Source organism: Sphingobacterium shayense (genome assembly GCF_013179575.1).
Lineage (GTDB): Bacteria > Bacteroidota > Bacteroidia > Sphingobacteriales > Sphingobacteriaceae > Sphingobacterium > Sphingobacterium shayense.
This window is the reverse complement of record NZ_JABMCQ010000036.1, coordinates 15,679-27,865: the sequence shown is the minus strand read 5'-3', so window position 1 is coordinate 27,865 and position 12,187 is coordinate 15,679. Positions and strand designations below refer to the sequence as shown.

Here is a 12,187-nt window from a genome sequence, read left to right as displayed (position 1 = left end):
TTACCAGAAAGCGAGGACCGTTATCAAATTGTTGCTAAGTATGCATACGATCAATATCCGCACAACCCAAATGGTTCAGATTACAATACTGCAATGATGTGTGATGCTTCGGGTCGACATCTGGTAACAATGCCTCACATTGAACGTTCAACGTTCCAATGGAACTGGGCAAACTATCCAGAAGGACGCCAAGATGAAGTTACACCGTGGATTGAAGCGTTTGTAAATGCTCGAAAATGGATCGAAAATCCAATAAAGTAAATTTTAAACAATTACCAAATAAAGTCACCATCTGGTGACTTTATTTGTGTTATAGACCGATTCAATTATACTTTTTCGAACGTATTCTCTTTGGGTCGGTTCACTTCGGTTTCAACTTTAACTGGTTGATAAAAAACCATACAGTATGCCAATGTCGGTAGTAGAACGAAAACAAATAGTCCAGCCCAAAAACCCAAAATTAAACCTATAATCCAGCTTAAAAAGAGGACCAGCAAAGGATAAGACAGAAAAAGTGCAACAAATAGAATAGAGTCATAAAATATTGTTCCCGCAGTTTTCTTACGAATATAATTGCGCCACAATTTATAGAACCAATTATGGGAATAATATCCCAGCTTTGCAGGGATACGCATCCACTCGTTCTCCGTATTATTTACTGTTGATGGAGACAACGGAAATTCCGTCATATTTTCCAATAGGTTCTCTCGCAAATCATGTATAATCGTTGCCGTCTTAACTTGATTTCCCTCAATATATTCTGTGGAATCAATTACAGGAAGGGCTTTAATTGTCATCGCTTTAGGGACGAAACGAAATGAACTATAATTTAACACATACGGCTGAATTTGTAAAGGGATATCGGCACGATAGGCCCGTTCAATTAATGTTGTGATTCCACCATTCATAAACGGTCTTAATTTCCATAAGTTATCCGATCTTCCCTCTGGAAAAATCAAAATGTGCTTCCCTTGTTCAAGGAGTCTAGTACATTCATCAAAAGTAAAATCATTCTTGACAGCGTACTCCGGATCATCGTTTTTTTTATAGACCGGAAGCATGTATAAAGCTCGTAGAAGAATGTTCACTATTGGGTGCCGGAAAAGATCACCTCTTACCAAGTATCGAATTTCTCCGGGCACATATGCCGCAAGTACCAAAGCATCAAAAAGTGAATTAGGATGGTTTGATAAAATAATAGACGGCCCTACCAGAGAATGTCCCTGTAGATTTGTAATTTTTAAATCCGAAATATACCAACGAAGGCCTTGACGGACGGAATACCTTAATACCTTGTAAAACATATACAGATTTTCTAAAATTTAGTTTTTACAATTTACGAAAAAAAATACTGCTATTGGAAAGGGGTGCAGCCAACAGGATGCCAAAAATCGCAATGCTCAATAATGGTGCATCGATTTGGTAATTTTTTCGACATTCAGACTGTTCGCCATCGCATTGAATATCTTATAATAGGAACTGTGGTTGGCATAAAGTTCCTCGTGCGTTCCATCTTCTACGACTCTCCCGCTCTCCATAACAATAATATGTTCCGAATCAATAATCTGCGAAATGCTGTGAGAAACAATAATAACTGTCCGTCCTTCCTTAATAGCATCTAAGCTCTTCTTTATCTGCTCTGTAGCTATCGCATCAAGATTAGCCGTCGGCTCGTCTAAGAAAATTATTGGCGGATTTTTGAGAAACATACGAGCTATAGCGATACGTTGTTGCTGCCCGCCAGACAATAAGTGCGCCGGGGAATCGTAACCATCTGGTAATTCCATTATCTGCTCATGAATATATGCTTTGACGGCAGCATCCCTTATCTGGTCAACTGTTGCATCCGTTTTTCCATAGCGAATATTTTCTTCAATGCTTCCTTTAAAAATATGGTTTCTTTGTAACACTAGGCCCACGTTCTGACGTAAGAATTCGGTGTTATACTCGGTCAAATCAACGCCGTCGAGTAGGATATTTCCCTTTGTCGGGGCATAGAACTTATCCAGAAGATTGATTACCGTGCTCTTCCCTGCGCCTGAAAGTCCCACAAGAGCAGTGTTTTGATTTGGAAGGATCGTCATGTTCACACCGGATAGCGCCTGATAACCGTTAGGATAATTAAAATCAACGTTTCTAATTTCGATTTTACCAGTGATTGAAAACGGACGGTAACTACCACTTTCCTCCTTCTGATGTTCCGATTCGAGAATGTCGAAGAAACTTTCTGAATAGATCAACGCATCATTCACCTCGTCGTAGATTCTATGCAACTGACGAATCGGAGCAGACACGTTACCGAACAGCATAATATGAAACATAATAGCCCCTATCGTCATCTCTTCGTTTAATACAAAATAGGCAGTAAGAATAATCACCAAAACAACGCCTATTTGTTCTATGAAATTCTTAATACTGTCAAATAGAAAACTCGTCTTACGCGTTGCCATTTGATTTTCAGTCATATCAAATTGAATCTGTTTATGACGCGAGGCCTCCGATTTCTCACGAACAAACGATTTGATCACCAGAATAGATTCGATCAGATTAATAATTTGGTTACTCTTATTTTCACGGTAGCTTCTCATGTTTCGGCGAAAACCCGATAAACGTTGTGCCTGCAGCTGAGAGACATAAAAATAAACTGGAATAACCATCAAGCCGACGAGCCCAACATAAAAATTGGCAAGAAACATGCATACGAGAGCAACAATAGCATTGGCAAAAAGTGGAAAAATATCAATAAAAAAATTTTGCACCAAGCGCGTTAGACTGCTAATCCCCGCATCAATCCGCGTTTGCAGTCTTCCAGATTCATTTGTCGACGAGCTATAAAAAGCCATCTTATATGTTAAGATTTTCTCAATGATCGATTGCGAAAAATCACGAGCGATCATAATTCGCAATTTTTCACCATAAAATTTTTGCCCAAATTGTAAACCTGCATACAAAACTTCCTTTCCTAAAAGCACAGAAGCTATAATACCCAACAGATAAAAACCCGCTGAGAGAGTTTCCTTATTAACCAATAAATTTGAGATAGAATCTACCGTATATTTCAAGATAAATGCATTCACCTGAGCAGCGAAAGAACCTACTAACGTCAAACCTAATGTATAAAAAATGAGATTCTTATAGGGTCTGGTGAATGGAAGAATTTTTGTGTATAGTTGCCCAATCGTCATTGTCTAATTAAACATCAAAAAAAGAGAAAAGTTTATTAATCGGAATAATATATATTGAAATTCGATAGTTTTGGATACTCGAATTTATTAACTGATCGCCATATTCGTACAAACTCGAATTTAAATTTTTAATTCAGCATTTTTACTTGTTAATTTGGCGTATGAGAATAATCGGAATTATCCCAGCACGATACGCATCCTCTCGGTTTCCAGGCAAACCACTTGCAGATATTGAAGGCAGATCTATGATTCAGCGTGTTTATGAACAGGTAAAAAGCTGTACAAGCCTATCGGAGGTGGTTATCGCAACTGATGATGACCGTATAGTGGATCATGTTCGGTTATTTGCTGGCAATGTAATACTAACATCTGATCAACACGTGTCTGGCACCGACCGCTGTGCGGAAGTAGTTAACAAAATTTCGGGGTTCGATGTCGCAATTAACATACAGGGAGATGAGCCGTTTATTAATCCATTACAAATCGAGCTTCTATGTTCTCTTTTTAAAGATCCCACCACCGATATTGGTACATTAGTCAAAAAAATTAGCGATCCGGAAGATCTTTTCAACGAAAACATTCCTAAAGTTACTTTCGATACTAATCAACATGCCCTCTATTTCTCCCGTCAAACCATCCCTTTCATACGAGGAGAAGAAAGAGATAAATGGTTCGCTAATCGGCCGTATTACAAACATATCGGAACATACGGCTATCGAGTTGACATCCTAAAAAAAATAACACAAATACCTGTTTCCTCATTGGAAAAAAGCGAAGCACTAGAACAATTACGTTGGCTCGAAAATGGATACACGATAAAGGTCGCTCATACCGAACATGACACCATATCTGTTGATTTGCCCGGAGATATAGATTTGATCCGAAAGCGATATTTTCATCGTTAACTGCAAAAATACTGCAAACCAATTTTTGAACGGCGAGACAGCAGCGACATCGCGAGTTTACCAGAGAATAGTTTATACAAGGTGCTTCAACGTGCCCTTTCTTGCCGTTAGAAACACAGCTGGAGCTCCGGAGGTGGACAGACCGGACACCTTTCTTCCATTCGACTTTTAATTAGACGATCTAAGTTGGGCAATTATGATATTGAATTTTATCAACGTATCTTTGCCAAAATTTTATTCTAGAGAAAATGGCGCGGACTCAACGGTTCCCCCCTTTTACGTTTTCATTGATGTTTATGATTGCAATTTCCTGAGCCCCGATGAAAACTACTATTAATAGATATCTAACACAATGGGATCATTAGAAATGAAAAATAAATATGCGGTAATATTTGATATGGACGGCGTAATATGTCATACAAACCCTTTCCATGCGAAGGCATTTACCGTTTTTTTTGATAAATACAAAATACCATATACCCAAATAGATTTCGAAAAACATATGTATGGTAAACACAACAGCCATATTATGACCCATTTTTTCGGACGCCCGATTGCCGGTAACGAGCTCAAAGCTCTTGAAGATGAGAAAGAAGCCCTCTTTCGCGAAATATACAGCAGCAAAGTTGAAACAATTCCCTACTACAAAGAATTCTTGGACGATTTGAAATTTCATGGGTTAAAGACCGCGGTAGCCACTTCAGCACCGCGAGCAAACTTAAATCTGATATTGGATAAATTAAGTATAGAGGACAAAATGGAATCGCTACTTGCTAGCGAGAACGTGTCATTACACAAACCTCATCCAGAAGTATATTTGAAATCAGCAAAAAACATGGGGCTTGAGCCTAACAGATGTTTGGTGTTCGAAGACTCCTTTTCTGGTGTTACGGCTGGCTTAAATGCAGGGATGAAGGTTGTAGGCGTACTAAGTTCGCACACACGAGAGGAGCTCCCTGCTTGTTCTTTATACATAAATGATTATAGCGAAATCAATGCAAGTAAAGTAATAGACCTTTTAACATCATAATAGATGGTTGAAGCCTGGCAACTCATTGCGTCCCCCTGGGGTTGGGTATTATACTTTTTCTGTGCGATGTTGATCGGTATGTCTAAAACTGGCATACAAAATATCGGAACAATCGCCGTCCCCCTATTTGCTTTTTTATTTGGAGCAAAATTCTCTACCGGTATTATTCTACTCCTCTTATGTTTTGCTGACGTGATCGCCGTTATATACTATCGAAAAGAATTTCTTTGGGGAGAAATCAAGAAACTGTTACCCGCCTCAATAATAGGAATGGCAATTGGGCTTATCCTAGGGAATTACATCGATGATACACTTTTCAAACTCATGATTGGAAGTTGTATAATTATTGGTGTTCTTACGATGCTATGGCTCGAACAGATTTCTAACGTGAAACAAGAGGCACTTGTCAGAAAATACTGGTATTCACCTGTATTCGGTTTTATACTCGGTTTTTCTACAATGATAGGCAATGCTGCGGGGCCTGCGCTCTCTGTTTATATGCTATCAAAGCGGTTAAATAAAGTCACATTTGCAGCCACTTCAGCTTGGTTCATTATGCTGTTAAACTTTTCCAAAATACCGCTTCAAGCATTCGTTTGGGAAAACCTCAGTTGGCAAGGATTCTATGTTAATATCGTTGCTATCCCTTTTATTCTTCTAGGAGGCTATATTGGAATACGGATTCTTAAGATACTACCCGAAGCACAGTTTCGACAGCTTATAATCTTCCTAGTGTTACTTTCTGCAGTAATGTTAATTTTGGTTTAGGAGTTTTGACATATTGGGTTGGTTTCTCAAATAAAAAAGGACTGAACCGTTGCTGTCAATCCTGATACGCCGAGAAATAAATACCAAACGACTATGCTAGAAGATCTTGCTGTTCAGGATATCGTTCGAAAACAATCTTTGCGAAGGAACAAGCAGGAACGACCTTCAGTTTACTTTCCCTTGCTTGTTGAATGGCAGATAATACGAGTTCTTCAGCAATCTTATGTCCGCGATAATGCGCATCAACTTCAGCATGAGAAATCGTCATATTATCCTTCGTAATTTCATATATAAGTTCGCCAATCTGAATTTCATCGTTCAATGCTAACCACCGTTTTTGACTTTTTACATGTACCAATTCCATACGAAATATTTTAAGATTTTCAATAGTTATTGGACTTCCTATTCGGACAACGTACCAAATCTATTTGTGGCCTAAAACATACCAACTTAAAGCTAGTGTTTTTGATTGTTGTCGTCAAATACGCAGGACTTCCCTATAGACATAACGGAAAAACTAAAAAATAGTTTTACCAGCGAACGACCAATTACGAATCCTCCAATGTAAAAGCGGTAAATTAACCGTACTTATTCTACTTGGTCAAAGATTTCAGACTAAAAAAAATCCTGTGTATCTTTGTTTACAATGAATGTAGATATTTTACTTAAACGAGCCCTAAACTTTGAGTCTCTGACTAAAGAAGAAGGGGTGCACCTTTACCGTCATGCGGCAACAGCCGATCTTACGTACGTAGCGAATGAACTTCGGAAGATACAAGTACCCCATGGTAAGGTAACGTGGCAAATTGACCGCAATGTTAATACTACGAATGTATGTGTCGCAAACTGTAAATTTTGTAATTTCTTCCGTCGTCCTGGGCATGAAGACAGCTATATTACAGATATTGACACTTACAAACAAAAAATCGAAGAGACATTCCGATTTGGTGGCGACCAATTGTTGCTGCAAGGGGGACACCACCCCGATTTAGGTCTAGAATTTTATTCTACATTATTCAAACAACTTAAGGAGTTATATCCAGCACTAAAATTACATTCACTTGGCCCCCCCGAAATTGCACACATTGCCAAATTAGAGGGAATGCAGCATATCGATGTTTTGATCGAACTAAAAGGCGCCGGGCTTGATTCTCTTCCTGGAGCGGGTGCCGAAATCCTCAACGACAGAGTACGCCGATTAATTTCCAAAGGTAAATGTGGCGGGCAAGAATGGCTTGACGTAATGCGTGCTGCACATAAGATAAATCTACCTACTTCTGCGACAATGATGTTTGGCCACATTGAAACAATTGAGGAACGGTTTGAACATTTGGTGTGGATACGTGAAGTACAAGACGAAAAACCTTCCGGAGCAGACGGATTTGTAGCTTTTATACCGTGGCCTTTCCAAGATGACGGCACGCTACTCAAGCGACTAAGAGGCATAACGAATACAGTAACAGGCGAAGAATATATACGCATGATCGCATTAAGTAGAATTATGCTTCCCAATATAAAAAACATCCAGGCTTCTTGGCTTACCGTTGGTAAACGTACAGCCCAACTATGTCTACACGCCGGCGCGAATGATTTTGGTTCGATAATGATTGAAGAAAATGTTGTTTCCGCGGCAGGTGCGCCCCATCGGTTTACTTCGACCTCGATTCAAGAGTCCATAAAAGAGGCGGGGTTTGTTCCACAACTTCGTACTCAAAAATATGAATTCAGAGAACTACCCGAGATGGAAGAACAAGTTATCAATTATTAAACGCAAAAGATTTTGAAAGATATACAATTAAATATCGAAGCTGCTATCTTCGCTGCAGAAGAAGGTATCAGCGCAAATGAATTAAAACAAGTCCTTCAGGATGCACTTGCCATTGATATCAATAAACAGGAAGTACTTGAATTTATTAAAAAGATTGAAAGTAAATACAGAGACGAAGACCAAGTTTTCAGTTTAAAAGTAATGAATAACCAATACCAGTTTCTTACAAAAGAAGGTTATCATGAAATCGTCAATCAGCTCCAAGCGCACAAGGATAGAAAAAAGCTTAGTCAATCGGCGTTAGAAACCTTAGCGATAATAGCCTATCGTCAGCCCATTACGAAATTGGAAGTGGAACAGATTCGAGGTGTCAACTGTGATTACTCAATACAGCGTTTGTTAGAAAGAAACATGATACAAATTGCAGGAAAATCCGATTCAATTGGCAAACCTTTATTGTACGCGACGAGTGACCAGTTTATGCAACATTTCGGTATTAATTCACCAAAGGACCTTCCACAACTAAAGGACATCATTTCAGATGAAAATAGAATAGGAGAAACTGTAGAGTAGAACACACACGTCACAACACTCTGTCAATCAGAATATAAAAAAAATAAAAAAATTTAAAGTTATAATATTCTTGTTTATTTTTACGCTTGTTAAAACATACAAGGTTTATCTTTTTATAACAGGCAATGATTATGGAGCAAGTGGTAGAAAACGACGTTTTAGTTGATGAAATCATCAATTTTAATGGTCCGGAAGACGATGCAGATGATACCTTTGACGATGACTTCGACCTAGAAGAACTCGATTCAATCGGTGAGTTTGGTGATTTCGATGACGATGACGATTTGTAGATCACGTCAATTAAATTAATGGGGTTGTTAACAATTACAGATATATAACTTAACTATTTGTAATTGTTAACATTTTTATTTTCACGAACCTTTTGTGCGAATACGCACCGTTTCTCTGTTATTTTTTACTTAGTAAAACCTTAACAATTCAAACCGGAACGATCTGCATTTTAGAAATAATTTTTACAAAAACGAAAATACACAAAGGGTCATGTGAAATAACATGACCCTTTTACCTATTTAGATAGTTTACCTATTTAGATAAATTATTTCTTATGCAATTGCTCGTATAGATCTATCACTTTCTTCTGCAGCTCTATCACCTCTGATTCACGAAATTGCAATTTTTTAGTCAACTCGTTGATTTCGTCTTGAACTTGTTTATCTTCCTCTGAATCCGAGGTCGACAATAGCTGAACAAGTGACAACCCAAAAAGCTTCGAAATTTGATTCAATCTTGATAGATTTACATCTGTAATTCCCGTTTCAATCTTTGAAAACGCTGGAATAGATATATCTAATCGCTTGGCTACATCCTCTTGGCTCCATCCCTTTTGGTGCCGCAATAGACGAATTTTCTTTCCTAATGCATTCATTGGTAAATTGTTTTTCTTATAATGTTTTTCTTCGATCAAAAGTAATAAAAAAAATATTAACGAAACATAAACGTCTGACTATAACTAATGATTTTTAAAGAAGGTGTCCGCCAGGCTCGCAATATTAAGGCTATTTTGATTAGGTGATATCATAAATAAAAGATTGTAGCCCAAAGATTTAAAAGAATCTAAGTAGTTTTCTAATGAATTTACTTCTGTCAAAAATGTGAAATTTTCGTGGTTAATTGCATCTTCCACCGGCCTTTTCAAATTTCCTATTATTATATTTTTATCCTTTATTGCTGCTCGATTTACTAAAACAACGATATGATCGGACTCTTTCATAGCGTCTTTATACTGATAAAGAAAATTTTTATCAGATATATCATAAGGATTTAACTCAATGATAGTAACTAGCCCTTGCTCGGGAAATTGCTCTTTCACTGCATGGATACTAGTACGCAATTTGTACGGTGAGTACAAATAGTCCTGGTAAACGACACTTTCATTATTACTTGCCACAAATTCAAGATATCGAATTGAACTTTTAAAATCTTTAATTGCATCATAAAAGTCGGCCTTTTTCACACCAAGCCATTCGCAAACTGTATACGCACCAGCGATATTCGATAAGTTTAGTTTACCAAATACTTGTAGCGGAATACGATCTTCTCCCAAATGCAAATATGTGATCCCCTTATTGATAGAATATTCTGGCAGTGTATAACCGTGCCTGTTTATTTTACATTCAGAGGTTTCCTCTACAATCTCTCGTAGGTTCGCATTTTCTTTATTATAGATTAATGTGCCTTTACTTACGATTGTATCTATAAAGGTCTCAAATTGCTTGAAATATTCCTCTTTGTCGATGTTTATACTTCCCTCCACCCATTCAACTCCACTTATTAATGCAATATTGGGGTTAAAAAGATGGAACTTTGAACGATGATCAATTGGTGAAGCATAATATTCATCCCCCTCTAGAAGGATGATCTTGTTGGTTGTCGTTAACTTAACTAACGAATCGAACCCTTCCAATTTCGCTCCGACCAAATAGTCAAATCCCCTGCCTAATTTTTTAAGCACATGCATAATCATGCTCATAATGGTTGTCTTACCATATGTACCAGCGATGACCACACGTGTTTTATCTTGACTTAGCTCTTGAATGAATTCGGGGAAGGAGTAGATTTTAATATTTAACTCCTGAGCACGAAGTAATTCAGAATTTGTTGCCTCCGCGTGCATTCCTAAAATTACAGCATCAATATCTTCAGTAATATTATCTGGAAACCAACCGAGTGTCTCCGGTAAAAGTTTCGCATTCCGTAATTTCGATTTGGATGGTTCGACTATCTGATCGTCAGACCCAGTCACTTGATGTCCTTGCCCAGCCAAAGAAATGGCTAAATTATGCATCACTGCTCCACCGATTGCGATAAAATGAATCCGCATGCCTTTTAAATCTTAATAAATTTTGCTGCACACCAGTTGTCCAGCTCCTTGTCGTTTTCAAACCTGTATCCTACAGACTCAGCCTTAGCTTTCAGTATTGCTAAATCCTCCTGTTTATAAAAGCCACTTATATAAAGAACGCAACTAGGTCTGCTACACAAGGCGTACTGATCGAACTGATCCAAGAGGATGTTACGGTTGATATTGGCTAAAATAACATCAAATTGCAAACCATCAAGCTGTTCCTTGGATCCTAGAGAAGACGTTATTTGACCAATATTGTTTAATACCTTATTTTCTTCCACGCTTGCCACACAAATTTCGTCGTAATCCACCGCATATGCACATTTTGCACCACGCTTGATGGCTAATATAGCTAAAATGCCAGTTCCACATCCCATATCAAGAACATCCTTGTCTTCAAAATCTCCTTCTAGTATATAGCTAAGCATCAATGAAGTTGTTTGATGATGGCCAGTACCGAATGACATTTTTGGATCAATGATTATTTGATAGGGCATGTCCGGCCGATCTTCATGAAAAGTCGCCCGAACATAACATTTATCGCCTACGATGATAGGACTAAAATTGCTTTCCCAAAGCTTGTTCCAATTCTCATCCTTGAGTTCTTCAACAACGTAATGAACATCAAAGCCATTGGTATCCGCCAACAAAAGCGTTTCTAAAGCCTGCACATCAAAATTCGCCGAAGGGATATATGCGGAAAAACCATCTTCTTTATCTTCAAATGTATCGAAACCAATCTCACCAAGTGAAGCTATAAGCAAATCTTTCTGCCATTCCTGTATACCTCTAGAAGTAAATGTGACGGATGAATACCTCATTATTAAGAATTAAACACTTTAACGATATCTAAGAAGTCGCGAGACTTTAATGATGCTCCGCCGATTAAGCCTCCGTCGATATCCGTTTGCGAAAATAATTCTTTGGCATTCCCTGGATTACAGCTTCCTCCGTATAAAATACTAGTACTCTCTGCAACATGCTGATCGTATTTGTCGGCTATTGTCTTACGAATAAAAGCGTGAACTTCTTGTGCCTGCTCTGGAGACGCTGTAAGGCCTGTCCCGATAGCCCAAACAGGTTCATATGCTAACACTATTGTTGAAAATGCATCAGCGCCTAAATGGAAAATACCGTCTGTTAATTGAGATTCGATAATGTCGAAAAATTTTCCGCTTTCACGTTCTGCTTTGGTTTCACCGATGCAAAAAACAGGGATTAAACCATTCGCTAACGCCGCATCTACTTTTTCTGCCAACAACGCATCGGTCTCTCCAAAATAAGCACGTCTTTCGGAATGACCTAAAATAATGTACTCTGCACCTGTAGATTTAACTTGCGATGCTGACAACTCACCCGTAAAAGCCCCTGATTCCGCTTGGTGAATATTTTGTCCGCCCACGCTCACATTTCTTACTGCTGCTGATAGTTTAGCGATGCTGGATAAATGGATTGCTGGACTACAAACAACCACCTGCTGATCACCTACGACTTCATCTTTTACCATATTGACAATCTCCGAAAAAAGGCTAATCCCTTTTTCGAAATCTAAATTCATCTTCCAGTTTCCTGCAACAATGTTCTTACGCATAT

At 38.3% G+C, this 12,187-nt stretch carries 14 protein-coding genes; 7 read left to right on the top strand and 7 right to left on the bottom strand.

Annotation, left to right across the window (positions count from 1 at the left end):
* Positions 1-261, top strand: a 261-nt coding sequence (locus HP439_RS06590) for a phosphoribosylformylglycinamidine synthase subunit PurQ (protein ID WP_172389547.1), incomplete at its 5' end; no start/stop codon positions are given.
* 65 nt (positions 262-326) lie between these two features.
* On the opposite strand, the gene HP439_RS06585 is transcribed toward HP439_RS06590, so the two are convergent.
* Together HP439_RS06585 and HP439_RS06580 are read right to left on the bottom strand one after the other, a co-directional pair.
* A complete protein-coding gene (locus tag HP439_RS06585; protein WP_172389546.1) occupies positions 327-1,304 on the bottom strand; it encodes a 1-acyl-sn-glycerol-3-phosphate acyltransferase in 978 nt (325 codons plus the stop codon).
* Positions 1,305-1,400: 96 nt separating this feature from the next.
* Complete coding sequence (locus tag HP439_RS06580) at positions 1,401-3,185, bottom strand: ABC transporter ATP-binding protein (protein ID WP_172389545.1); 1,785 nt, start codon at positions 3,183-3,185, stop codon at positions 1,401-1,403.
* Between the two features lie 161 nt (positions 3,186-3,346).
* Here HP439_RS06580 and kdsB point away from each other — a divergent pair, with 161 nt between their 5' ends.
* From kdsB to HP439_RS06565, 3 genes are all read left to right on the top strand, one after another.
* Complete coding sequence (gene kdsB, locus HP439_RS06575; protein WP_172389544.1) at positions 3,347-4,090, top strand: 3-deoxy-manno-octulosonate cytidylyltransferase; 744 nt, start codon at positions 3,347-3,349, stop codon at positions 4,088-4,090.
* 352 nt (positions 4,091-4,442) lie between these two features.
* On the top strand, positions 4,443-5,120 hold the full coding sequence (locus HP439_RS06570; RefSeq protein ID WP_246229290.1) for an HAD family hydrolase: 678 nt from the start codon (positions 4,443-4,445) through the stop codon (positions 5,118-5,120).
* Positions 5,121-5,123: 3 nt separating this feature from the next.
* A complete protein-coding gene (locus HP439_RS06565; protein ID WP_172389543.1) occupies positions 5,124-5,888 on the top strand; it encodes a sulfite exporter TauE/SafE family protein in 765 nt (254 codons plus the stop codon).
* Positions 5,889-5,979: 91 nt separating this feature from the next.
* On the opposite strand, the gene HP439_RS06560 is transcribed toward HP439_RS06565, so the two are convergent.
* Complete coding sequence (locus HP439_RS06560; RefSeq protein WP_172389542.1) at positions 5,980-6,252, bottom strand: GNAT family N-acetyltransferase; 273 nt, start codon at positions 6,250-6,252, stop codon at positions 5,980-5,982.
* 282 nt (positions 6,253-6,534) lie between these two features.
* Between HP439_RS06560 and mqnC the strand changes: the two genes are divergently transcribed.
* The 3 genes from mqnC to HP439_RS06545 all read left to right on the top strand — a co-directional run bounded on the left by mqnC (position 6,535) and on the right by HP439_RS06545 (position 8,519).
* Positions 6,535-7,656 (top strand): cyclic dehypoxanthinyl futalosine synthase, encoded by a 1,122-nt coding sequence (gene mqnC / locus HP439_RS06555; RefSeq protein WP_172389541.1) that lies wholly within the window; start codon positions 6,535-6,537, stop codon positions 7,654-7,656.
* Between the two features lie 12 nt (positions 7,657-7,668).
* A complete protein-coding gene (gene scpB, locus HP439_RS06550) occupies positions 7,669-8,229 on the top strand; it encodes an SMC-Scp complex subunit ScpB (RefSeq protein ID WP_172389540.1) in 561 nt (186 codons plus the stop codon).
* Between the two features lie 131 nt (positions 8,230-8,360).
* Positions 8,361-8,519, top strand: coding sequence for a hypothetical protein (locus HP439_RS06545; protein ID WP_172389522.1), 159 nt, complete (start codon positions 8,361-8,363; stop codon positions 8,517-8,519).
* Positions 8,520-8,785: 266 nt separating this feature from the next.
* Here the strand turns inward: HP439_RS06545 and HP439_RS06540 are convergent, their stop codons facing one another.
* The 4 genes from HP439_RS06540 to tpiA form a co-directional block, all read right to left on the bottom strand.
* Positions 8,786-9,115: a helix-turn-helix domain-containing protein gene (locus tag HP439_RS06540; RefSeq protein ID WP_172389539.1), complete on the bottom strand. Its 330-nt coding sequence runs from the start codon at positions 9,113-9,115 to the stop codon at positions 8,786-8,788.
* A gap of 84 nt (positions 9,116-9,199) precedes the next feature.
* Positions 9,200-10,570 (bottom strand): Mur ligase domain-containing protein, encoded by a 1,371-nt coding sequence (locus HP439_RS06535; RefSeq protein ID WP_172389538.1) that lies wholly within the window; start codon positions 10,568-10,570, stop codon positions 9,200-9,202.
* A gap of 5 nt (positions 10,571-10,575) precedes the next feature.
* The gene (prmA, locus tag HP439_RS06530; RefSeq protein WP_172389537.1) at positions 10,576-11,415 is read right to left on the bottom strand and encodes a 50S ribosomal protein L11 methyltransferase; all 840 of its coding nucleotides are present in this window, start codon (positions 11,413-11,415) and stop codon (positions 10,576-10,578) included.
* Positions 11,416-11,417: 2 nt separating this feature from the next.
* Positions 11,418-12,185, bottom strand: coding sequence for a triose-phosphate isomerase (gene tpiA, locus HP439_RS06525; RefSeq protein ID WP_172389536.1), 768 nt, complete (start codon positions 12,183-12,185; stop codon positions 11,418-11,420).
* Between the last annotated feature and the right edge of the window lie 2 nt (positions 12,186-12,187).

Coding starts and splice junctions, on each gene's coding strand:
- HP439_RS06585 (WP_172389546.1), bottom strand. CDS start 1,304: ATGTTTTACAAGGTATTAAGGTATTCCGTCCGTCAAGGCCTTCGTTGG.
- HP439_RS06580 (WP_172389545.1), bottom strand. CDS start 3,185: ATGACGATTGGGCAACTATACACAAAAATTCTTCCATTCACCAGACCC.
- kdsB (WP_172389544.1), top strand. CDS start 3,347: ATGAGAATAATCGGAATTATCCCAGCACGATACGCATCCTCTCGGTTT.
- HP439_RS06570 (WP_246229290.1), top strand. CDS start 4,443: ATGGGATCATTAGAAATGAAAAATAAATATGCGGTAATATTTGATATG.
- HP439_RS06565 (WP_172389543.1), top strand. CDS start 5,124: ATGGTTGAAGCCTGGCAACTCATTGCGTCCCCCTGGGGTTGGGTATTA.
- HP439_RS06560 (WP_172389542.1), bottom strand. CDS start 6,252: ATGGAATTGGTACATGTAAAAAGTCAAAAACGGTGGTTAGCATTGAAC.
- mqnC (WP_172389541.1), top strand. CDS start 6,535: ATGAATGTAGATATTTTACTTAAACGAGCCCTAAACTTTGAGTCTCTG.
- HP439_RS06545 (WP_172389522.1), top strand. CDS start 8,361: ATGGAGCAAGTGGTAGAAAACGACGTTTTAGTTGATGAAATCATCAAT.
- HP439_RS06540 (WP_172389539.1), bottom strand. CDS start 9,115: ATGAATGCATTAGGAAAGAAAATTCGTCTATTGCGGCACCAAAAGGGA.
- HP439_RS06535 (WP_172389538.1), bottom strand. CDS start 10,570: ATGCGGATTCATTTTATCGCAATCGGTGGAGCAGTGATGCATAATTTA.
- prmA (WP_172389537.1), bottom strand. CDS start 11,415: ATGAGGTATTCATCCGTCACATTTACTTCTAGAGGTATACAGGAATGG.
- tpiA (WP_172389536.1), bottom strand. CDS start 12,185: ATGCGTAAGAACATTGTTGCAGGAAACTGGAAGATGAATTTAGATTTC.